Here is a 20,075-nt window from a genome sequence, read left to right on the forward strand (position 1 = left end):
GGGATGGCGCTCGGCCGGCGCCGCCTCCGCGTTCGGGCGCGGAGTCAGCCCGCGTCGAAAACCCCGCTCGCCCAATCGATGAACGCCCGCAGCCGTGGCGACGGCAGGCGGGTGCGCGCGTAGACGATATTGACCGGGCTGGGCAGCGGCGGGAAACGTTCGAGCAGCGGCACCAGCGCGCCGGTGGCGAAATAGCCGTCCAGCCGGTAGCGCGGCGCCTGGATGATGCCGAATCCGGCGAAGGCCGCGCCCACGTAGGATTCGGCGCCGCTGACCCGCACGCGGGTGGGCAGGGTGAGGTGGCGGACGCGTCCTTCCTGCTGGAACTCCAGCGGCAACAGCGCGCCGATGGCGGTCGACTTGAAGCCGACCATCACGTGGCCGCCGGTTTCCAGGGTATCCACGTCCGTCGGCATGCCGTGCCGCTCGCAGTAGGCCGGCGAGGCGGCGGTGGCTTCGGGCAGCAGGGTCAGGCGGCGCGCGACGAGATCGCTGTCGCGCAGTTCGCCGACGCGCACCGCGCAGTCGACGCCTTCGCGCACCAGGTCCACGTAGCGGTCGCCTTCGCTGACATCCAGTTCGATGTCGGGATAAGCCTCCAGGAACGCCGGAAGCCGTGGAAACAGCAGATGGCGGGCGAGGGTGCCATGCACTTCGATGCGCAGAGGGCCTTTCGGGGGCGTATCACGGAAGGCGCCTTCCGCGTCCTCCATGTCGGCGATCAGGCGCAGGCAGCGGGCGTAGAAGATTTCCCCTTCCAGGGTGAGGCTGACCTGGCGGGTGGTCCGTTGCAGCAGGCGCACGCCCAGGCGCGATTCCAGCGCCTTGATGGCGTCGGTCACGGTGGCGCGGGGCAGCGCCAGATCCTCCGCGGCGCGGGTGAAGCTGCGGCGTTCCACGATCCTGACGAAGACCCGCAGGGCGTCGAAGCGGTCCATTGTCCGGATTCCCGAATAGTGTTGGCGGATATTGCCAGATTATCCGGAACAGCTCCGCCAATAAGGTAGCTCCACCGCCAATCGGGCGGTCCAACGAGCCCCCTCCATGAACACGCAAACCTCCTGTCCGGTCGCCATCGTCACCGGCGGTTCCCGCGGCATCGGCGCCGCCATTTCCGAACGCCTGGCCGCCGATGGCCATGCGGTGGTCATCAACTACGCCGGCCGGCGCGACGACGCCGAGGCGCTGGCGAGCCGCCTCGTCGCCGGAGGCGCGGAAGCCATCGCCCTGCAGGCCGACGTCAGCGATCCGGTCGCGGTGCAGCGTCTGTTCGATGCGGCCGAGGCCCGCTACGGCGGCGTCGATGCGCTGATCAACAACGCCGGCATCCTGGAACAGGCCACTCTTGCACAGGTGGACGATGCCGCGTTCGACCGGCTGATCGCCATCAACCTCAAGGGCAGCTTCAACGGCATGCGCGAAGCGGCGCGCCGCCTGCGCGACGGCGGCCGCATCGTCAACCTGTCCACCAGCCTGGTCGGTACCAAGCTGGAAACCTACGGCGTATACGCCGCGACCAAGGCGGCGGTGGAAACCATGACGGCGATCCTGTCCAAGGAACTGCGCGGGCGCGCGATCACGGTCAATGCCGTCGCGCCGGGGCCGACCGCGACCGATCTGTTCCTGGAAGGCAAGTCGCCGGAACTGATCGAACGCCTGGCGAAGATGAATCCGCTCGAGCGTCTGGGTACGCCGGCGGACATCGCCGCGGTCGTGGCCTTCCTCGCCGGCCCGCAGGGCGGCTGGATCAACGGCCAGGTCATCCGCGCCAACGGCGGCATGGTCTGAGCCCTTTTCCTTCCGGAGACTTCGCAATGAACAAGATCATCCTGGTGACCGGCGCTTCGTCCGGCTTCGGCGCCCTGACCGCCCGCCATCTGGCGGACCGGGGACACACGGTGTACGCCAGCATGCGCGACACCGCCGGGCGCAACGCGCCGCAGGTGGAAGCGGCGGCGCGGTACGCGCGCGAGAAAGGCGTGGACCTGCGCACGCTGGAACTGGACGTGCAGTCCGACGCTTCGGCCGACGCCGCCGTGCGTGCCATCCTGGCCGATGCCGGCCGCCTCGACGGGGTGGTGCACAACGCCGGCCACATGGTGCTGGGACCGGCCGAAGCGTTCTCGCCCGAGCAATACCTGCAACTCTATGACGTCAATGTGGTCGGGACGCAGCGGGTCAACCGCGCGGCGCTGCCGCACCTGCGCGCGCAGGGCAGGGGACTGCTGGTGTGGGTGGGTTCCAGCAGCACGCGCGGCGGCACGCCGCCCTATCTGGCGCCGTACTTCGCCGCCAAGGCGGCGATGGACTCGCTGGCGGTGTCCTACTCGACCGAACTGTCCCGCTGGGGCATCGAAACCACCATCGTGGTACCGGGCGCCTATACCGCCGGCACCAACCACTTCGCCCATTCGGGCAAGCCGGCCGACGCGGCGCGTGCGGCCGAGTACGACACCGGTCCCTATGCCGGCGTGCCCGAGCGGATCCTGGAAGGACTGAAGGCGCTGGAACCCGCCGACGCCAACGTGGACGACGTGGCGGCGGCCATCGCCCGCGTGGTCGACCTGCCGCACGGGCAACGCCCCTTCCGCGTGCACGTAGATCCCTCGCAGGACGGCGCGGAAACGGTCAACGCCGTGGGTGACCGCGTGCGCCGCGAGATGTACCGGAATCTCGGCATGGAGGATCTGCTCAGGCCGGTATTGCGCTGAGCGACGCGTCGTCAGGATTTCCTGCGGAACGTCCCAAGCCGCGAAGCCTGAAATCGCTTCGGGCCGGGCATTGCCTGGCCCAATCCCTTGCGGGGATGAACAGGCAGTCTGCCATCAACCGGTGGCAAGGCCCGAAGCCGCCGGGATTCGGAGTGGGGTCGGCTGGAATGGCAAGACGCTAGTCGCGTAGCAGACTGATCTTGAAAGTACCCGCGAAGCTGGTTGCGAGCAGGTCTTCCACCAAGATCCGGGCGGCGCTCAGATCCTTCGATTTGAATTCGATGTCGTTCCCGCTGTCTCCCACCCATGTGCCGAGTTTCCGGTCGGCGAGCGTGGCGGTCAGGTGGTCGAAGACGGGCTGGAAGTCGTAGTCCGAAGGGCTGCCTTCCGGTGCGGCAAGCTCGATGGCGAGACTTCCTGATTTCTTCCCTTCCGAGTGAATGGAATACTCCTGGAAAAGCGCCCATTGTTCCTTCGTGGCGGGCGGGAAGGGGGACGCCCGGGAAAGCGGAATCGATGCATGGAGCGAGCCAAGCGCGGCTCGCGATACGTGATCGGGGATTTTGTGATCGATTATCGCCAGCAGGCCCCGCAGGCCGGCCCGGTAGAGTCGCCAGGCGATGTCGGCATCGGTGGCTTCCAGCACGGACGTCGCATCGAATCGGATCGTGACGCGAGCGGAACCACGACGCTCCGATGGCGCTTCCGCCACCTCCTCCCTGTCCGACGCCAGCAAGGTCAGGTGAACCTCGCGCAGTTTAGGCATCGCGTGCAGGGAGCCGCTTTCCAGCGCGGCGGTGAACAGAAGGCACTCCGCCTTGTCGATGCGATTCAACCGATCGATGACCCGCCCGCTTCGTACCGTTGGAAAGTCCAGTTGGGTAGCGACGTACAAGTTGAATCTTCGAGTCGGTTTCATGCTGTGTCGCTGCCTGGTGGACGGTGTCGTGATGCCGGGGGAGGCACCGTGTCGCGCCGTTGGATGGCCCCGGATGCGCGCCTTGTCAGACCCCGGGGAAGGCGCTGGAAAGCCGCTGGGCGATGCCGCTCGCGACCAGCCCGTACGCACCTGCGAGGTTCAGGAAGACGGTCAGCCAGAAAACGCGCTGGAACGAATCCTTCGCGATCTTGTGCCGGCATTGTTGCTGCGCGATCAGCCCGCCCGGCCAACCGAACAGAAAGTCGACGAGATGGAGAGTCGACTCCGGAATCCGGCGATAGGCCCTTTCCGCGGCGGCCTTGTCGAGGCAATACAAGACGTAGGAAACCAGACTGGCGGCCAGGTAGGCTAGCGAAACCGTGCCGGGGACCTTGCCAAAAAGAGTGAAAATCGCCAACAGCAGGAAGAACGCCAGGGCGGTGCCCAGTCGTGGAATGCGTTGATGTTTTCCGGGGGCTTCAATCTTCTGGCCGGCGAAGCGGATGGCCTTTGCGTTCAATCGACCTTTGGCGTCCTTTCTGGTTTCGTACGAGATCAGATCGCCGACCATCGGCGGTCGCGAACCTCGCTGGAACTCGCTGACATGAACGAAGGCCCGCTCGCCGCCTCCGTGGGGGACGACAAAACCGAAGCCCCGTTCGCCGTTCCAGTCGGTGATGCGTCCTGCGAACCTCATGGAAGCTCCGGCCATGCGATTTGTCCGTGGGGAGCCATTGGCGCGCCATCCCCTGATGCGGGCGATCCTATGTTTCCGGGGACGGGCTCACAAGCCACGCGGGCGCCGGCCCATCGGGCGGGATGGAAGCGGCGCGGGACTCCACCGGGAAAGTGGGGAACCGGTATAAGTTCCGGATCGGAAGCCGCGCCCCGACGCGTTACCATGCGGAACTCACCACGCCGCGTACTGTCGATCTCCCCCATGATGGCCCGTATCCCCCACGCACCCCTGGCGGCATGAGCAACGCCTCGAAGCGCGTGGAGACCTGGGTAGCCGATCCCAGGGTCGAACGCTCGCAGTCCTGGATCGCCGCGCTGTTCAGCGCGCTGCTGCATCTGTTGATGCTGTTCATCCTGCTGTATTCCTCCAAACCCACGGTGACGGCCCCCCAGAGCGCGGCGGGGGGCAGCCGGGTCCGGGTGGATTTCATCGGTGAACCCGATCAATCCGAACAGCCCGTGGAGGCACCGCCCAGTCCGCCGCCTTCGCGGCCACCCGAGCCCATCCCGCCCCCGCTCGCGGCGTCGCGTATCCCGTCCAGACTGGTTGATCGGGCCGACGATCCGGTGCCGCCCGAAGCGCGGGTGCCGTCGGACAGCAGGACCGCGCGACGTACCCCCAGCACGGTCTCGCGTCCGAGCCAGTCGCAACCCCAGTCGCCCAGCACGCCCTCATCGGCACGCCGCCGTCCCGAGACCTGGACGGGACGGCCGCCGGGCTTGATCACGGAAGACGCCGCGCCGGAGAACGCCGGGATGACCAACAGCCCCGCCATTCGCAACGGACGCGGCCGCGACATGACGGCCAACGGACCCAGCATGGAACTGGGCGGTTATCTGGTCTATTACGACGTGCGCAACGAAGTCCAGTTGCGCTCCTGGGCCGACCAGGGCATGAAGGAACTGTTCCTGCCGCTGCCGGGAACACGCTACTACATGGTCTGCTCGCTGGAGATCGCGCTGAAGCGCGGCTCGGGAAAATGCCGCGCGCTGGATCCGGACGCACCGGAAATGAAAGCCATCGGCGACGCCCGCCAGGCCGTCAACATGATGCAGGTCTACAAGCAGGGCGAACTGGTCTGGAACGGACCGGGGCCTTATCGGTGAGAGGTTCCGGAGCGTGGCCATGAGTCACGCTCCGGGTGTCGCGGATCGCGGTGTCCGCGTCGTTGGCATGAAAGGGAGGGCCAAGCCCGTCGCCTCCCCAGCTGAAACGCGAAAAAGTCAGGAGGCCGGTTCGCCCTTGAGCGGCGGCTTGGGCGGCACCGGATCGATGTGCCTGGCCATGTGTACCACCAGCCCGGCATGTATGCCCAGCCAGATGCCAACCCCCCGGACAATGCCGAACGTGGTCCAGTCGTATACCTCGGAGCCATTCAGATAGACGTCCGCGCGTTCCAGTTGCCAACGATCGGCGCGCGGATTCCCCGCATGAGGCTGGAAGCGGATGTAGACCGGGAATTTCTCCATATTCTCGGTCCTCAGATAGTGCGAATTGGGATCGTTGAGATCCGGGTGCTGGACGTTCCGATCGCTGTTCTTGTCACCGAAGATGTAGGTTCGCGACGAATCTCTTTCGAAATCGTCTTTCGTCGAATCGATGTAGAACTCGCGACCGCACAGGCCGAGATAGACATCTCCGTCGGTACCGGCGTCGCTTTGCTCGCCGGTTTCCAGGTGCAGTTCGATGCGGGTGATCTGTGGCATGACACGCTCCATGTGGCGGGATGTACGCGGACCGCGCGCTCGCGGCGGGATGGAACGGGCCGACGCGCGCGGGAACGGCCGCTATCGCTGCCGTCGCTGGGGAAAACGCGCGGGTGCGACGCCCCAGGTCACCGTTCGTCGTCGCGGCGGCCGGTCACGGCGACCTTCACGCCCGCGAGCCGCAGTATCGGGCCGGTCATCAATGCGCCCAACAGCGCGCATGGCGTCCCCCACAACAGCACGGCCACGTAGATCAGGGATGCCCCGCCGCCGGCGTAGGGGGCGACGCAGTCGGTGTAGTAGGCGAACCACAACCAGGGCGAAAGCAGCAGGCATGCGCCCACCGCGCGCAACGGATTGGCGGTCAACAGGGACACCAGCGCGGGAAGCAGCGGGACCAGCAGGAAGACGCCCACCGCACGCAGGTAGTCGAGCAATGAGTGGTCGTAGCAGGAAAAACTGTTGAACGCCTGTTGCGCGAGCACGGCGGCCACCGCGCTGACGCCGAGCAAGCGGGCCGTGTTGCGGGAAACGATCATCAGCCGCCGGCGCCGGGAACGGCGCGGGCCGTCGGTGGGAGGTCAGGGCGCGGGTATCGCATCGGCCTTTCCGGCGAGCACTTTCAACGCGGCGACGGTCTGCTCGTCGGAGAAGCCGCAGTGTCCTTCGCCCGCCGCCGGCAGCACCGTCGGGAGTGGCGTCGCACCCGCCTTGGCCGCCAGTTGCGGATAGACGTTCTGCATGCGCGGCACGATGGTCGGATCGCGATGATTGAACTGGATCACCAGCGGTCGCTTCAGCGCGCCGGTCAACGCCAGTTCGTCGGCGAATCTGGCGCTGACCGCCGGATCCGCCGGGTAGCGCTTCACGCCGGCGTTGAAGGCCGCGTCATCGCCGAATCCGGCATAGACCGTGTCCTGGTTTCCGACCGGCATGCCACCGTATCGCCTGGCCATGTCATGGAACACCAGCGCATGCAGGCTGATCACGCCCGCGAGTTCCTCGGGTGTCACTTCCATGCGGGTGGCCAGTCGTTGCGCCGTTTCCGGCTGCGTTTGCAGCGCCGCCGCGATGCCCTGGTGGAGCTGCATCTGGGGAAGCGCGGCCGCCGCTGGCGAGGCCAGGCCGTCCATGGGCAATCCTTCCGCCTTCGGGAAGAAGTAGTCGAAGGCCACCAGCGTGGTCAGCAGGTCGCCGGCCAGCGTGTCGCCGGGGAGGGTGGCGCCGCACAGCGCGACCCCGCCGTCGTAATGGTCGGATTGCCGTTCCAGGCTGGCGATCGCGATTGCGCCACCCATCGAGTAGCCGAGAATCCAGGTGCGCCGGGTGTCCGGATGCCCGGCGATGAAATGCTGGCGCAGGCGTTCGGTATCCGCGACCGCGTCGGCGACCGCCCAGCCCTGGGTGCGGTAACCGCTTTGCGCCACGGCGTAGCCGGCGCCGAGCAGCGCGGGCGTGGCCTCGTTCGCGGGCCAGGCGGACGGGCGTGGCGTTCCGACGGGTTCGAATCCATGCGCCAGCATGATGAGTTCGCCGTTCCAGTTGTCCGGAACATCGATGCGCCACGGGGCGCCCTGGAGTTCGCCGGTTTCCGAAGCCGGCGCCCCGGCGAGCGCGTGCGGTGCGAACAGGGAGATGCCGAGAAGGAGAGCGAGTCGTGCAACTGCGGGCATGGCGTCCATCCTGGATTGGCGGCCGGGCGAACATAACATCGGTCTGGCCGGTTTCACTACACGGCAAATGCGGAAAAGCGTGGCGGATCGTGCTGCCCTGGGAGGGCTGGGCGCCAGGCACGTGGATTGAACACCGAATCTTGTACAAGGACGAGTCCACCGATGCGAGGAAATGCGCCCATGGAGCGATTCACTGCCGGCTGCCTGTGTGGCGACGTCAGGTTGGTGGCGTCGGGACGTCCCTATCGGGTCGGCATCTGCCATTGCCTGGATTGCCGCAAGCATCATGGCGCGCTGTTCTTTGCGGCGGCGATGTTCCCGCAGGAGGTGGTGACCATCGAGGGCGAAACCCGCGACTACGCCGGGCGCCATTTCTGTCCGCGTTGCGGTTCTTCGGTGTTTGCCCGCAGTGGTGGTGAAGTCGAAGTGCATCTGGGGGCGATGGACGCCCCCGATCAGCTGGTACCGACCTATGAATGCTGGACCGTCCGCCGGGAGGCATGGTTGCCGGCGTTCCCGTTGGGGAAACGATACGAGCGGGATCGCGAGGAAGGGGGACGTGGGGAGGCATGAGCAATGCGTTGCGACACCTGGAGGATGCCCCTGGCGATGACCACCTTGACTCCCGGCAGCGGCGCATCGAGCATTCGCTAGCACGGGCCGGCTTTCGGCATCGCAACTCAACGGGCTGGGGCGAAGATGGCAAGGATTACCGGTATCGGCGGCGTCTTCCTGAAGTGCAAGGGCGACAGCGCTGCGCTGGCCGCCTGGTATCAGAAACAACTGGGCATGCCGTTGGAGTCCTGGGGCGGCGCCGTCCTGCGCTGGCCGGACGACAAGGCCGAGGATGGCGGACTGACGGTATGGCATCTCGCCCAGCGGGACAGCCAGTGGTTCAGCCCCAGCGAATCGTCCTTCATGATCAATTACCGGGTCGACAACCTCGATGAGTTGCTTGCGCAGCTGCGCGCGGCGGAGGTGCGAATCGTCGGCGGCCCGGAGTCGCACGAGAACGGCAAGTTTGCCTGGATCATGGATCCGGACGGCAACAAGGTCGAACTGTGGGAACCCATGCCCTGGGACGAGAAGAACAAGGGCGCCTGACCGTCCCGACGCCGGGCAATGGAATCTACGAATTAACTAGTTGACAGCCGTTCCGGGCCGTGATTCCATCCGTCAACTAATTAACAAGTAGATTCGGTATGGCCAGACCCGCTTCGCCCACGCTGACCAAATCCGAACAGGCGATCCTCGAAGTGTTGTGGGAGCGTGACGAGGCTTCCGTCCGCGAGGTCGCCGACGAATTGTCCAAACACAAGCCCGTGGCCTATACGACGGTGCTGACGATGTTCAACATCCTCGGCAAGAAGGGCTTCGTCAGCTATCGCCAGGAAGGACGAGCTTTCATCTACCGGGCCGTGATTACCCGGGAAGAAGCCCGCCAGCAGGCATTGGACCATCTGCTGTCGCAGTTCTTCGAAGGGTCGCCGAACCTGTTGGCCCAGCATCTGCTGCAGGACCAAGGCATCGGCCGCAAGGAAATCAAGGCACTCCAAGACAAGGTCGACCAGGCCAGGGCCAGGGGACGCAAATGAACATCATCGAGATGGTGCTGGCTTTCGCGGTCCGGCACCTGCTGTTGAGCATCGTGCTGTTCGGCGTCGCGGTGTGGCTGATGCGCCTGCGCGCGCTGGGTGCCGAACGCCGCTCATGGCTGCTGCTGGGGGTGTTCGCGCTGGCGGTGGCGTTGCCGTTCGCATCGTTCCTGCCGGACTGGACGACCACGCTGCCGGCGCGGGTCACCGAACCCGAGCACGTCGTCGTGCTGCCGGGAGAAGGCGCGCGCGCGGATGAGGCGGTGTACGAGGCGGGACAGCATCCTGGCACGATGTACCTGGAAGTTCCGCGTTCCTTCTCCACGGTGCTGGTGTTGGCGTGGGGGCTCGGCCTGCTATGGCAGTGGATGCGATTATTCGAGGGATGGCGGGAAACGCGCCGCCTGCGCCGCGTGGCACAGCCCGCGCCCGCGCTGGAAGCGACGCTGGGCGTGGCCCTGCCCCGGAACGCGCGCATCGCCAGCACCGCCGCCGACGGGCCGATGGTCGTCGGGCTGCTTCGTCCACGCATTCTGGTTCCGTGCGGCCTGGTGGAGAGCCTGCCGGTGGACGCGCTGCGCGACGTGTTGCGGCACGAGATCGCGCACATCCGGCGTGGCGATCTCTGGCTCGCCGCCGCTTTGCGCGGCCTGCTGGCCTTGTTCTGGTGGAATCCGTTCCTGCGCGCGATCAATGCACGCCTGGAACTGGCGCGGGAAATGGCCTGCGATGCGCGCGCCGCGCGGGATTGCGATGCGCCGACCGATTACGCCGATTCGCTGCTGGCCAGCGCCGAGGCCATGCTGGATCTGGGCGAGCAGCGCGAATGGCTCGCGGTGGGCATGGTCGAACATCGCGGCCATCTTGCGCAGCGCATCGATGGGCTGATCCGGGAAGATGCGGGTGCCGACCTCGCCCGGCGCGGTGGCGCGATGGTGCTCAGTGTCGCCCTGCTGACGGTGTGCACGGGCCTGGCGGTGGCGGCCACGCCGCGCCTGGACGTGCCCGGGAGAGGTGCCGCCAAACCCGACGCACAGATCATTGCCTTGCTCGCCGCCGCCCGCGACGGGGATCGGGCGACGGTGCGCGAACTCGTCCGTAGCGGCGCCGACGTGGATGCGCGCGTGCTCAACGAAGGCACGGCGCTGATCCAGGCGGTCCGCTCGCGGGATGTGGGGACCGTTGATGCGCTGCTGGAACTCGGTGCGGATCCGAACCGGGCCTCGCTCGGCGAAGGCAATCCGTTGATCGTGGCTTCGGGCCTGGGCGCGCAGCCGATCGTGGAGCGCCTGGTCGCTGCCGGTGCCGACGTCAACCGCGTGGTGACCTACGACGAAACACCGCTGATCAATGCCGCCCGCGCCGGCCATCTTCCGACCGTCCGCTATCTGGTCGAACGCGGTGCCGACGTCAATCTGGGCGTGGAAGCCGACGGCTGGCTGGGACGCTGGCGCACACCGCTGAACCAGACCCGCGATCCAGCGGTGCGTGCCTATCTGCTGGAGCAGGGCGCGAAAGCCGGAGGTTGAAGAACGCGCGACATCGGGCGGGAGGGCACCCGATGGATGCAGAAAAAGCCGCCGTCGCCGCGAAACGCGCGGCAACGCGGGCGGCGCCGTGCTTGAAGCCCCGCGCGACAACACGCATCAACGCATCAACCGAGGATTGCAGATGAAGAACAGGAAATCGGTCCGCATGCTGTCGGCGCTGATGCTGGCAGGCGTGATGGGCATGGCGGGCGCGCAGGCGCCGGCCGATGGCGATACCGCGCCGCTGAAAACCGCGCTGGCGCAGGGCCTGCGCCCCAGTCTGCTCAAGGCGGGCGAACCCGTACCGCATTGGTCATTGCAGGAGCGCATGGCGCACTACAAGGTGCCCGGTGTGGCCGTGGCGGTGCTGAGGAATGGCGAGGTGGTTTACGCCGCCGGCTTCGGTGTGCGCGAAGCCGGCACCCCGGATGCGGTGGATGCGGACACGCTGTTCTCGGTGGGTTCGGTCAGCAAGGTGGTCGCGGCGGCGACGTCGCTGCAACTGGTCGCGCAGGACAGGATCGATCTGGATCGCGACGTCAATCGCTACATGACGTCGTGGCGGATCCCGGAAGCCCCAGGCATCCGCAATCCCACGGTGACGATGCGCATGCTGCTGTCGCATACCTCCGGGCTGACCGTGCACGGATTCCAGGACTATCTGCCCGGCGAGAAGCTGCCCACGCTGGTGCAGACCCTCGACGGCACCCCGCCCGCCAAGAACGATCCGGTCCGCCTGAAGCGCGAACCGGGTACGGAGAGCGATTATTCCGGCGGCGGTGTCATGGTCGAGCAGCAGGTCATCGAAGACGTGACCGGCACGTCGTTCGTCGAAGCGGCGCGGGTGCAGGTCTTCGAACGCATCGGCATGCGCCGCAGCACCTTCGAGAATCCGCTGCCGGCGCGGCGCGGCAACATCGCCAAGGCACACGACGAACAGGGCCGGCCAACCGCATTGCCGCGTGGCTGGGAAGCGTTTCCGGAGCAGGCCGCCTCGGGCCTGTGGACCAGCGCCAACGAGCTGGGCGCATTCGTCGGCGCGCTGATCAAGAGTTATCAGGGCCGGAGCGACTTCCTGCCGCGTGACACGGCGATACAGATGATGAGCGAGGTTTCACCGGGCACGCGCGGGCTGGGCCCGGAACTGTCCGGTACCGGCACGACGCGCCGGTTCTTCCACAATGGCGACAACGACAGCTACCACGCCGGGTTCGAGGGCTATCTCGACTCCGGCGATGGCTTCGTCATCCTGACCAATGGCAAGAACAGCAAGGGACTGCGCGGTGAAATCCGCAATGCGCTGTCGGATGCGCTGGGGCACGGCGTGAAGCCGCTGGTCCGCACGATCGCGCTGGATACCGGCGCGCCGGCCTACGCCGGTTACGCCGGCACCTATCGGCTGGATGCGGCTGTTCCGATGGACCTGCGTGGTGAATTGGCCGACCGGTTCGAATTCGACGCGCTGGAAGTCAAGCGGGCCGATGGCGCCTTCACGGTCGGCCTGGCCGACGAGCCGGAGGAATCATCGCCGCTGCTGCCGCTGACGCCGGTGCGCTTCCTGGCCGCGCGCTACGACGCGGAACTGCGCTTCCATCGCGACGCGCATGGCATCGTGCGGGCGCTGAGCGTGGAAACTCCCACCGCTCGCGCGTACTACCGGCGGCAGGCAACGCCGCCGATGTCGCCGGACGCGGGTGCAAGCCCGACCCGGTAGGGCGGCGGATATTGATTCTCCACCGCCGGCCAGGCTGTCAGGGAATGCGACTGAACGTCGTGGTCTGCAGCATCGGGCTGCCTTCCTTGCTGAAGAAGGCCTTGGTTTCGGTCAGCGTCTTGCCGTCCCCGGTGACGGTGTAGATGCGGGTGGAGGAGGGCGTGCCCTTGTACGCCAGTTGCAGCACCAGCACGTTGGGAGCGGGCATCTTCATCGCCGACACGTCGGCCCAGTAGTCGCCGGTGACCGGACCCGGCGTACCGTCCAGGGGCAGCGTGGCATCGGAGTGCATCGTGCTGCCATCCGGATTGACGATCTTGACCTGCGTGTTCCACTTGCCGTCGGCCTGGGTGCTGAACTCCAAGGTCACGCTCTTCGGCCGCGCTTCTGGAGGCATCGGCAGCTTGGCGACGTCGATCGCCCACTTTCCGGTCAAGGGAGACGATACCGGTGAGTCGGCGAGGACTGGCGCGGCGTGCAGTGCGACCGCGGTCAGCAGGATGGCGAACATCGTCTTCATGGGAATCTCCGAAGGGGAGGGATGAGGTACGGGCGCAAGGAAGCAAGCGTACCGCCGGCCCGGGTGAATGTAATTGGCAGATTGCGCCATTCTGCCCGAGACCACGGTCGAGTCTGCTTCGGGAAGGCCGGGAACGGCCTCCGGACGGTTTTTCCGGTCGCCCAGTGAGAACCGGGCCAAACCAAGGCGGTGAAAACGAAAACGGGAGACGCCACGCGCCTCCCGCCACAAATTTATATAACGGCGGGGACTTGCGGCAAGGCCCCGCCCATGCGTCAGCATCGCCCCCCTGTCGAAACGGCAGGACACCGGAACAAGGCGATGGCGGATTCGCAAACCTATTACCACGGCACCAAGGCCGACCTGAAGGCGGGTGATTTGATCGCGCCGGGGCGCACCTCCAACTACGGCAGTCGCCGACCGTCCCGGTTCGTCTACCTGTCCGCCACCCTGGACGCGGCGATCTGGGGCGCGGAACTGGCGGTGGGGGACGGACCGGGCAGGATCTACCTCGTGGCGCCGACCGGTCCGATCGAAGACGACCCCAACCTCACCGACAAGCGGTTTCCCGGCAATCCCACCCGCTCATACCGTTCTTCGCATCCCTTCCGCGTCATCGGCGAGGTCGCGGCGTGGGAGGGGCATGCCCCCGAGCAGCTGGCGGAGATGCGTGCGCATCTGGAGAGCCTGCGCCAGCAGGGCATTGAGGCGATCGAGGAGTGAACCGCGTGCCGCTTCGGTGCCGTCGTTGTGCCGAGGCGCGCCGGGCGCTGTAATGACGTTCCATCGGCCGCATCCCGGGATCGCACGGGTCAATCATGAAGACGTCCACCGCGATGCTGTATGCGATCCTCCTGCTCGCCGCGCCCACGGCCGTGGCCTGGCCCGATGAAGCAACCACGCCCGCGACGACCATCAGCGGCGGACATTGGAAAGCCGACGCCCGGGAGGGAACCTACCGCGTCGTGGTCGAAAGCGTCGGTTTCGAGCACGTCAGTTGCCGGGTATGGATCGAATGGATGAGCTTGCCCGAAGCCGGACAACCTGCCCGGGTGGCGGCGCGCGTGCCGTTCGCCGAGGTTTCGACCGGATTCTGGTCGTGCGACCCCGGGGGCAAGGCGATCGCGCTGACCAACAGCACGCTGACCATCGGCACCACGCATACGTACTCGCGGGAGGCGCGGACGTTCCAGGCCATCCTCGGCGCGCCCGGGGAGTATCGAATGGTCGGGCAATGATGCGGGCGAAGCGGGTACTGAGTCGTCGCTCCCGGTGACCTCAGGGAGCCGCCCATCCGCCGCCGGAGTCGCGATGCGCCATCACGGCCGCATCGTTGCGGTCACGAGCGCTTGTTTTCCAGCGCGCCGGTCAGTCCCGCCGCCATGCGTTCGGCCAGCGAGCGCTGCAAGGGCACGTAGTCGTCCATGTCCGTGTCGCCGGTGAATTCGTCCGACCACAGCAGGCGCCCGTCCCGCTTGTCGACCAGGGTCAGCACCACGACGGTCCGCCGGGGCGTCTGCCGGACGCTGACGCGCGCGTGCAGATCCGCTTCCCGGCTGTCGGCGGCCACGCTGTAGCCCGCAGGCAGGTGGTGGCTGAGCCGCGCGGTCAGGCTTTCGCGCAGGCCGGCATTGAATTTCGGGAACAGCACGTATTCACACAGACCCTGCACCGGTTCGATGGCGATGCGATGCCGGGGCGGGGAGAGCGCCGCGTGCGCCCAGAGCGCGCCGCCGATGCCCAGCGCCACGGCGAGCAGGCCGCCGGCCAGCGGCCACCGGTTCGGGGTACGCGCGGTCGGCGGCGGTGGTCCCGCCGCATCGACTTCGCCGGCCAGCGTGGCGATGAAGCGATAGCCCGCGCGAGGTCGGGTCTGGATGTAACGCGGGGCTTCGGCATCGTCTTCCAGCAGAGTGCGGATGCGGCGGACGCAGGTGTTGAGGGCGGCGTCGCCGCCGGTACCGGCACGTGGCCAGAACCGTTCGAGCAGTTCGTTGCGGGGAACAATCCGATCCCGGTGCTCGATCAGGTAGGCCAGAACTTCCACCACCTGCGGCGGCGCATCCAGCGGAACGTCGTTCCGGAACGCCTGCAAGGCGGTGGTGTCCAGCCGGACGTCATCGAAGCACAGCATCGCTTTCTCCTGATTCCCGTGGCCCGAAAGCCTTGCGGTGACGACATGTCAGCCGATGTCACGACATGTCAGTGGCCGATTCTGCCAGATGGCTCCAGGCTTTTCCGGACCGCGACGCCGGCATCCGGTCGGGAAGGGTTTCCCCCCGCGAGTCCGCCCTGACGGCAGGCCTGCCGGTGATATTGGCCGGTCGTCGCTGTCTTCTTTCCACATTCCCCTGGAGCCTGTTCATGCATTTTCCCATCCGTGTTGCGTGGTGCCTTCTTCTCGTCTGTGCCGGCATGGCCGGTCCGGCCCATGCGGAGCGGACGGACGTGGAAGTCCGGGTACTGGCGCGGGACGCCAAGTTCCTCGGCGGCTATACCGCGCCGGTGCGGGTGGTCCTGAGCGATGCGGACACCGGCGAGATCCTGGTCCGGGGCCAGACATCGGGCAGCACCGGCGACACCCGGCTCATCATGGACGCGGGAAGAAAACCGGGCGGCAAAGTTTCCACCGCCGATTCAGCGCTGTTCCGGACGACCCTCGATCTGGACCGCCCGCGCCGGGTCACCGCGAGCGTGACCGGGCCGCTCAGCCAACCGCAGGCCATCACGACCGCCACCAGCACCCAGTGGATCCTGCCGGGGCGGCACATCACTGCGGGCGATGGCTGGCTGCTGGAATTGCCGGGCCTGATTGTCGATCTGGCCAGCCCGGTCGCCTACCAGTGGATCAAGACCGGTACGAACGTGCCGGTGCGGGTGGGGGTCACGATGCTGTGCGGCTGCACGATTTCCGCTCAGGGGCCGTGGCGCGTGGCCGACACCGAGGTCGAACTCCATGTGACGGTCGACGGCGCCACGTCGCGCCGCTACCCGCTCCGGTTCGATCCGGACAGCGGCTTGTTCGGCGCGGACATTCCCGCCGACCAGCCCGGGTTGCATGAGCTGGAAGTGCGCGCCTGGATGGGGACGAGCAACAATGCGGGCGTGGCGCGCACCGCCTTCTTTGTCCAGTGAGCGCCTGGCCAGATCGCATGCATCACAAGGCAAGCAAAAAACTGCCCCTCCCCCGCCTGCGGGGGAGGTTGGGTGGGGGCCCGGCAACAGGAGCGACGGAATGAAGTGCAAAAGGTTGATGGCGGTGCTGATCGTGCTGGTTGCCGTGTTGCCGGGTGCCGCCCTCGCGCGCGACGATGACGCGCTTTCCCGTTCACTGGAACGGCAAATGACGCTCAACCGCGAGCGCTACGGCATCGCCGGCCAGGCATTGCTGGTCGCGCGTGATGGCAAGGTGGTGTTCCAGGGCGTGGACGGCGAGGCCGACGTGGAAACGCGCCGACGGGTCGCGAGCGGCGATGTCTTTCCCGCCTATTCACTGGCCAAGCTGTTCACCAGCACGCTGATCATGCAACTGGTCGAGAAGGGGCAGGTGGATCTGAATACGCCGGCGAGCGCCTACCTGCCCGGACTGCCGGTGACCTGGCGGACCATTGCCGTGCGGGATTTCCTCGATCACACCTCGGGCGTGCCGGAGTATTTCGACAACCGGAACGGTGCGGGCGCGGCGGCGGACACGGTGTTCGCCCCGGATCTGGCGGGTGTGTTCACCTCGCTGGCGGACAGGCCGATGCAGTTCGCTCCCGGCACCGACACGCGCTATACGCAGACCAACTATCTGGTGCTGGCCGCGCTGCTGGAAGCCCGCTACCGGAAGCCGTATCCGCGGATCGTGGAGGCGCGCATCCTCGGCAGACTCGGCATGCGCCACACCTGGCTGGGTCCGGCCGGATTGCCTCCTCGAGGCATGGTGACCAGTTACACCGGCAAGGAAGGTCGCCTGCAACAGGAACAGGATCTGGCCTGGCCCGCCTATGCCTACGGCCATGCCGGCCTGTATCTGACGCTGGACGACCTGGGCCGTTTCCTGCGGGCGATGACCTCGGGTGAATTGGTGGGCAAGGCGACACTGCGCCGCCTCTGGCAGCCGCGCACGCTGTCCGGCGGAAAGCGCGGCTGGTTCGCCGCCGGCTGGGAGTACGGCGAGAGCGACGGCTACCGGCAGGTCGGCCATGACGGTGGCACCCGCGTGCGGGTCCGCATCGTGTTCAAGGATTCGCTGGATGATGACGTCCATGTCTTCGCCTATCTGACCAATGGCAGTGCCCGGAATGTCTGGTCGCGCGTGCTGGTGGACAGCGCGATGGCGGCGACGGCGCCGGAACGGTTCACGGCGGAGGCGTTGTCGGAGAGGCTGGTGACGTATGCGTTGCAGGCCCCCGTCGAAGGCGATGTGCAGGCGCAGGCCCGGACGATTCGCGCAGGCGGCGTCCTCGACGCCGCTGAACTGGAACGGCTCGTCAACATCACCGGCTACGCCGTGCGCGAGAACCTGGGCGTGGACGCGGCATTGCGCGTGTTCGAACTGAATACGGTCCTGTTTCCCGCGTCCGCCAACGTCTGGGACAGCCTGGCGGAGGCCCACGCGGCTAAAGGCGAGATGGACAAGGCGGACGCACTGCGCGACAAGGCGCGGCGACTCGCGGTGCCAGCGGGTGAGCCGCCGCCGCGATAGCACGGAGCCAGGGAGCGCAAGTCGTGTGCGGGATGCGCGTTCCTTCCAGAAGACGCATGAATTCGACTGACGTAGTATTCCGCGTCGTCGGCTGTTGTCCTGTTCTAGGAAAACACGGTGGCAATACGGAGTGCGGGACTACAGGAGCTCCCACGGATGATTGAACTTTCCGAGGCGAAACGCGCCAGCTACGAAGCGCGCTCGCCTGTGTTCTGGCGCAAGTCGTGATATTCGTTGCTGAAACGGAAGAACGCTGCCTGTTCGTTTTCGCCAGCGAGGCGGAAGCCGTTGCGCGGTGCGAAGGGCTCGATGTGGAGGCCGGCGTCTGGGTCTTCTGGGACGTAGATGGGACGCCGCTTGAGCCCGAGTTCATTGTGCCGAACGTGCAGGGACTGTTCTGGGTCGGAAATGGCAGCTATCGCCTGATCAAGGCGTCGCCGGATCATCATGCGGATCTTGCCGAGGCACTCGACGAGATCGTGCTCATGGAGCCGAATCCGTTTTTCTCTTCCCTGAAAGAAGTGCGTTCGCATATCGTGGCCGGTGGAGGGGCAGGCGGCAGCGAGGGTGGGTAGACCACGGGGCGCCGCCTTTCGATATGGCGGAAGAACATCATTGATATCCCCGGACGGCCCGATGCGTGCCAGGTGCCCTTGGCGGCAGCAGGAGCAAGGGGAGGAATGACGGGCAGCATTACGCTTGGCGCCCGAAGGGGAATCCGGATAGCGTCATTTCCCCGTGGACCTGAACGACATGGCGCTCCGGTCCGCTTGCCGGCGCCCCCTCTTGACCCCGGCATCACGAAGATCAATTTTTAGTGGCGATGACGGGTGGAGAAAGGACACCGGAGCCGACATGGCCTACCTGATCATGTTGCTGTATGTCGCGGCGCATGCCTGCGCGATCGGCCTGTCGGCCGCGGCGCCGATGGCGTCGTTTCCCTTCCTGGTGGCCGCGCCGGCGATCGCGGCGGCCAGTTGCGCGGTGCGGATGCGGCGAACGCGCCGGTGGGACCAGAACTGGGCGGCCGTCGGGTTCGCCATGCTGCTGTGGACGTCGGGCATGTTCATGGCGATGTGGCAGGTCCGTACCGGCAGCCCGGCCGCCGGCACCGCGAGCCTGCTGCTGTACGTGCTCTACGGGGTGCCGCTGACGTTCGCGATTGCCAGCGTCGGCAGGGAAGCCTGGTACCTGCGGCTGATCGACGCGGTGCTGGCGCTCGCGCTGGGCGTGCTGTACGCGATGCGCACGGCGACGCTGGCGGCGGACCAGGACATCGGCAGCCCGGGTTTCCTGGACCTGCGGATGATGCTGGACCTGGAGAACCTGTTCATCGCCGTATTCGCGGTGACCCGGCTGGTGACTGCCACCGCATCCCGCACGCGCGCATTCTTTCGCGCCTTGTCATGTTTCGCGGTCGCCTACCTGTTGGTCGCGGTGGCGATCAACCACTTCTTCGCCGATGTCGATTTCGGCCACTGGGCCGATCTGATCATCCCGCTTCCCTTCCTGTGGCTGGCGGTGCTGGCGTGGAAGGTCACGGCGGCGGAGCCCGTCCGCATCTATCCGCCACGCCGCAGCCACCTGGTACGGGCCGGCAGCCATCTGTTCCTGCCGCTGACGCTGATGCTGATTTCCGCGCTGGTGGTGCAGGCGCAGCCCCTGCTGGGCATCGTGGGCTTCGTGCTGGCGACGCTGGGTGCAGGCATCCGCGGGGTTCTCCTGCAAATCCAGACCTACGAGGAGCGCGACTACTTCGACGCGCTCTCGCGCATCGACGGACTGACCCGGATTCCCAATCGCCGCCACTTCGAGGAAACCATGGAGCGCGAGTGGCGGCGCTCGATGCGCTCGGGCGATTCGCTGGCGCTGCTGCTTATCGACATCGACCATTTCAAGCAGCTCAACGACACTTACGGGCATCCGGAAGGGGATCGCATCCTCCAGGCGGTCGCGCATGCGCTGGCGGGCTGCGCGTCGCGGTCGTCCGATACGGTGGCGCGCTATGGCGGCGAGGAGTTCGCCGCGCTGCTGCCGTCGATCAGCCGGGCCGGCGCGCTGAATGTCGCCACGGCCATGCGTGAGGCCATCGAACAACTGGCGCTGCCGTCCCCCACGCCGGAAGGGCGGGTCACGGTAAGCATCGGTGTTGGATTCATCGCGGCGGTGCAGGGGGGACGCGCGCATGAAGTGCTGACCGAAGCGGACGAGGCGCTCTACCAGGCCAAGGCCGAGGGACGGAACCGGGTGCGGGAGCGGGGCGCGCGATAGCGGGTTCG

22 protein-coding genes are annotated in these 20,075 nt (G+C 66.7%); 14 read left to right on the plus strand and 8 right to left on the minus strand.

Translation table 11 applies throughout. The annotated features are described in order from the left end of the window. Window positions 1–44: 44 nt before the first annotated feature. Window positions 45–938: a LysR family transcriptional regulator gene (locus ACTJI2_RS00235; protein ID WP_440840690.1), complete on the minus strand. Its 894-nt coding sequence runs from the start codon at window positions 936–938 to the stop codon at window positions 45–47. 106 nt (window positions 939–1,044) lie between these two features. Between ACTJI2_RS00235 and ACTJI2_RS00240 the strand changes: the two genes are divergently transcribed. Then, window positions 1,045–1,788 (plus strand): SDR family oxidoreductase, encoded by a 744-nt coding sequence (locus ACTJI2_RS00240; RefSeq protein ID WP_440840692.1) that lies wholly within the window; start codon window positions 1,045–1,047, stop codon window positions 1,786–1,788. Window positions 1,789–1,814: 26 nt separating this feature from the next. Continuing rightward, a complete protein-coding gene (locus ACTJI2_RS00245; protein ID WP_440840693.1) occupies window positions 1,815–2,711 on the plus strand; it encodes an SDR family oxidoreductase in 897 nt (298 codons plus the stop codon). A 178-nt stretch (window positions 2,712–2,889) separates the two neighbouring features. On the opposite strand, the gene ACTJI2_RS00250 is transcribed toward ACTJI2_RS00245, so the two are convergent. Together ACTJI2_RS00250 and ACTJI2_RS00255 are read right to left on the minus strand one after the other, a co-directional pair. After that, on the minus strand, window positions 2,890–3,606 hold the full coding sequence (locus tag ACTJI2_RS00250) for a hypothetical protein (RefSeq protein ID WP_440840695.1): 717 nt from the start codon (window positions 3,604–3,606) through the stop codon (window positions 2,890–2,892). Between the two features lie 109 nt (window positions 3,607–3,715). Continuing rightward, window positions 3,716–4,342 (minus strand): DUF1294 domain-containing protein, encoded by a 627-nt coding sequence (locus ACTJI2_RS00255; protein ID WP_440840696.1) that lies wholly within the window; start codon window positions 4,340–4,342, stop codon window positions 3,716–3,718. 263 nt (window positions 4,343–4,605) lie between these two features. Here ACTJI2_RS00255 and ACTJI2_RS00260 point away from each other — a divergent pair, with 263 nt between their 5' ends. Then, on the plus strand, window positions 4,606–5,475 hold the full coding sequence (locus ACTJI2_RS00260; RefSeq protein WP_440840697.1) for a type II toxin-antitoxin system RelE/ParE family toxin: 870 nt from the start codon (window positions 4,606–4,608) through the stop codon (window positions 5,473–5,475). 117 nt (window positions 5,476–5,592) lie between these two features. Here the strand turns inward: ACTJI2_RS00260 and ACTJI2_RS00265 are convergent, their stop codons facing one another. The 3 genes from ACTJI2_RS00265 to ACTJI2_RS00275 form a co-directional block, all read right to left on the minus strand. Further along, window positions 5,593–6,075 carry a hypothetical protein gene (locus ACTJI2_RS00265; protein ID WP_440840699.1) on the minus strand — a complete coding sequence of 161 codons (483 nt, stop codon included), beginning with the start codon at window positions 6,073–6,075 and terminating at the stop codon, window positions 5,593–5,595. Between the two features lie 128 nt (window positions 6,076–6,203). Next, window positions 6,204–6,614: a Na+:solute symporter gene (locus ACTJI2_RS00270; protein ID WP_440840701.1), complete on the minus strand. Its 411-nt coding sequence runs from the start codon at window positions 6,612–6,614 to the stop codon at window positions 6,204–6,206. A gap of 42 nt (window positions 6,615–6,656) precedes the next feature. Next, window positions 6,657–7,748 (minus strand): alpha/beta hydrolase family protein, encoded by a 1,092-nt coding sequence (locus tag ACTJI2_RS00275; RefSeq protein WP_440840702.1) that lies wholly within the window; start codon window positions 7,746–7,748, stop codon window positions 6,657–6,659. A 180-nt stretch (window positions 7,749–7,928) separates the two neighbouring features. Between ACTJI2_RS00275 and ACTJI2_RS00280 the strand changes: the two genes are divergently transcribed. The 5 genes from ACTJI2_RS00280 to ACTJI2_RS00300 all read left to right on the plus strand — a co-directional run bounded on the left by ACTJI2_RS00280 (window position 7,929) and on the right by ACTJI2_RS00300 (window position 12,586). Further along, the gene (locus ACTJI2_RS00280) at window positions 7,929–8,321 is read left to right on the plus strand and encodes a GFA family protein (RefSeq protein ID WP_440840703.1); all 393 of its coding nucleotides are present in this window, start codon (window positions 7,929–7,931) and stop codon (window positions 8,319–8,321) included. Window positions 8,322–8,447: 126 nt separating this feature from the next. Then, on the plus strand, window positions 8,448–8,852 hold the full coding sequence (locus ACTJI2_RS00285; protein WP_440840704.1) for a VOC family protein: 405 nt from the start codon (window positions 8,448–8,450) through the stop codon (window positions 8,850–8,852). 98 nt (window positions 8,853–8,950) lie between these two features. Next, window positions 8,951–9,343, plus strand: a complete 393-nt coding sequence (locus ACTJI2_RS00290; protein WP_440840705.1) for a BlaI/MecI/CopY family transcriptional regulator — start codon at window positions 8,951–8,953, stop codon at window positions 9,341–9,343. Continuing rightward, window positions 9,340–10,872 carry a M56 family metallopeptidase gene (locus ACTJI2_RS00295; RefSeq protein WP_440840706.1) on the plus strand — a complete coding sequence of 511 codons (1,533 nt, stop codon included), beginning with the start codon at window positions 9,340–9,342 and terminating at the stop codon, window positions 10,870–10,872. The genes ACTJI2_RS00290 and ACTJI2_RS00295 overlap by 4 nt, the downstream gene beginning before the upstream one ends. Window positions 10,873–11,014: 142 nt before the next feature. After that, window positions 11,015–12,586 (plus strand): serine hydrolase domain-containing protein, encoded by a 1,572-nt coding sequence (locus ACTJI2_RS00300; RefSeq protein ID WP_440840707.1) that lies wholly within the window; start codon window positions 11,015–11,017, stop codon window positions 12,584–12,586. A gap of 37 nt (window positions 12,587–12,623) precedes the next feature. On the opposite strand, the gene ACTJI2_RS00305 is transcribed toward ACTJI2_RS00300, so the two are convergent. Beyond that, on the minus strand, window positions 12,624–13,106 hold the full coding sequence (locus ACTJI2_RS00305) for a LuxR family transcriptional regulator (protein WP_440840708.1): 483 nt from the start codon (window positions 13,104–13,106) through the stop codon (window positions 12,624–12,626). 321 nt (window positions 13,107–13,427) lie between these two features. Between ACTJI2_RS00305 and arr the strand changes: the two genes are divergently transcribed. Then, entirely contained in the window at window positions 13,428–13,829 is a 402-nt protein-coding gene (gene arr, locus ACTJI2_RS00310; protein WP_440840709.1) for an NAD(+)--rifampin ADP-ribosyltransferase, read from the plus strand. Window positions 13,830–13,924: 95 nt separating this feature from the next. After that, window positions 13,925–14,344, plus strand: a complete 420-nt coding sequence (locus ACTJI2_RS00315) for a hypothetical protein (protein ID WP_440840710.1) — start codon at window positions 13,925–13,927, stop codon at window positions 14,342–14,344. Window positions 14,345–14,445: 101 nt separating this feature from the next. Here ACTJI2_RS00315 and ACTJI2_RS00320 read toward each other — a convergent pair whose 3' ends face one another. Beyond that, entirely contained in the window at window positions 14,446–15,240 is a 795-nt protein-coding gene (locus ACTJI2_RS00320) for a winged helix-turn-helix domain-containing protein (RefSeq protein ID WP_440840711.1), read from the minus strand. A 65-nt stretch (window positions 15,241–15,305) separates the two neighbouring features. On the opposite strand from ACTJI2_RS00320, the gene ACTJI2_RS00325 reads away from it, so the two are divergent. The 4 genes from ACTJI2_RS00325 (at window position 15,306) to ACTJI2_RS00340 (ending at window position 20,067) form a co-directional block, all read left to right on the plus strand. Further along, window positions 15,306–16,241, plus strand: a complete 936-nt coding sequence (locus tag ACTJI2_RS00325; RefSeq protein WP_440840712.1) for a hypothetical protein — start codon at window positions 15,306–15,308, stop codon at window positions 16,239–16,241. 100 nt (window positions 16,242–16,341) lie between these two features. Then, window positions 16,342–17,796, plus strand: coding sequence for a serine hydrolase domain-containing protein (locus ACTJI2_RS00330; protein WP_440840713.1), 1,455 nt, complete (start codon window positions 16,342–16,344; stop codon window positions 17,794–17,796). A 224-nt stretch (window positions 17,797–18,020) separates the two neighbouring features. Next, a complete protein-coding gene (locus tag ACTJI2_RS00335) occupies window positions 18,021–18,371 on the plus strand; it encodes a hypothetical protein (protein ID WP_440840714.1) in 351 nt (116 codons plus the stop codon). Window positions 18,372–18,651: 280 nt separating this feature from the next. After that, window positions 18,652–20,067 (plus strand): diguanylate cyclase, encoded by a 1,416-nt coding sequence (locus ACTJI2_RS00340; protein ID WP_440840715.1) that lies wholly within the window; start codon window positions 18,652–18,654, stop codon window positions 20,065–20,067. Window positions 20,068–20,075: the final 8 nt, after the last annotated feature.

The sequence above is a fragment of the Pseudoxanthomonas sp. 22568 genome, assembly GCF_052044485.1.
Classification (GTDB): Bacteria; Pseudomonadota; Gammaproteobacteria; order Xanthomonadales; family Xanthomonadaceae; genus Pseudoxanthomonas_A; species Pseudoxanthomonas_A beigongshangi.

Coding starts and splice junctions, on each gene's coding strand:
- ACTJI2_RS00340 (WP_440840715.1), top strand. CDS start 18,652: ATGGCCTACCTGATCATGTTGCTGTATGTCGCGGCGCATGCCTGCGCG.
- ACTJI2_RS00300 (WP_440840707.1), top strand. CDS start 11,015: ATGAAGAACAGGAAATCGGTCCGCATGCTGTCGGCGCTGATGCTGGCA.
- ACTJI2_RS00245 (WP_440840693.1), top strand. CDS start 1,815: ATGAACAAGATCATCCTGGTGACCGGCGCTTCGTCCGGCTTCGGCGCC.
- ACTJI2_RS00255 (WP_440840696.1), bottom strand. CDS start 4,342: ATGGCCGGAGCTTCCATGAGGTTCGCAGGACGCATCACCGACTGGAAC.
- ACTJI2_RS00240 (WP_440840692.1), top strand. CDS start 1,045: ATGAACACGCAAACCTCCTGTCCGGTCGCCATCGTCACCGGCGGTTCC.
- ACTJI2_RS00325 (WP_440840712.1), top strand. CDS start 15,306: ATGTCAGTGGCCGATTCTGCCAGATGGCTCCAGGCTTTTCCGGACCGC.
- arr (WP_440840709.1), top strand. CDS start 13,428: ATGGCGGATTCGCAAACCTATTACCACGGCACCAAGGCCGACCTGAAG.
- ACTJI2_RS00280 (WP_440840703.1), top strand. CDS start 7,929: ATGGAGCGATTCACTGCCGGCTGCCTGTGTGGCGACGTCAGGTTGGTG.
- ACTJI2_RS00295 (WP_440840706.1), top strand. CDS start 9,340: ATGAACATCATCGAGATGGTGCTGGCTTTCGCGGTCCGGCACCTGCTG.
- ACTJI2_RS00290 (WP_440840705.1), top strand. CDS start 8,951: ATGGCCAGACCCGCTTCGCCCACGCTGACCAAATCCGAACAGGCGATC.
- ACTJI2_RS00275 (WP_440840702.1), bottom strand. CDS start 7,748: ATGCCCGCAGTTGCACGACTCGCTCTCCTTCTCGGCATCTCCCTGTTC.
- ACTJI2_RS00270 (WP_440840701.1), bottom strand. CDS start 6,614: ATGATCGTTTCCCGCAACACGGCCCGCTTGCTCGGCGTCAGCGCGGTG.
- ACTJI2_RS00235 (WP_440840690.1), bottom strand. CDS start 938: ATGGACCGCTTCGACGCCCTGCGGGTCTTCGTCAGGATCGTGGAACGC.
- ACTJI2_RS00265 (WP_440840699.1), bottom strand. CDS start 6,075: ATGCCACAGATCACCCGCATCGAACTGCACCTGGAAACCGGCGAGCAA.
- ACTJI2_RS00315 (WP_440840710.1), top strand. CDS start 13,925: ATGAAGACGTCCACCGCGATGCTGTATGCGATCCTCCTGCTCGCCGCG.
- ACTJI2_RS00260 (WP_440840697.1), top strand. CDS start 4,606: ATGAGCAACGCCTCGAAGCGCGTGGAGACCTGGGTAGCCGATCCCAGG.
- ACTJI2_RS00305 (WP_440840708.1), bottom strand. CDS start 13,106: ATGAAGACGATGTTCGCCATCCTGCTGACCGCGGTCGCACTGCACGCC.
- ACTJI2_RS00285 (WP_440840704.1), top strand. CDS start 8,448: ATGGCAAGGATTACCGGTATCGGCGGCGTCTTCCTGAAGTGCAAGGGC.
- ACTJI2_RS00320 (WP_440840711.1), bottom strand. CDS start 15,240: ATGCTGTGCTTCGATGACGTCCGGCTGGACACCACCGCCTTGCAGGCG.
- ACTJI2_RS00330 (WP_440840713.1), top strand. CDS start 16,342: ATGAAGTGCAAAAGGTTGATGGCGGTGCTGATCGTGCTGGTTGCCGTG.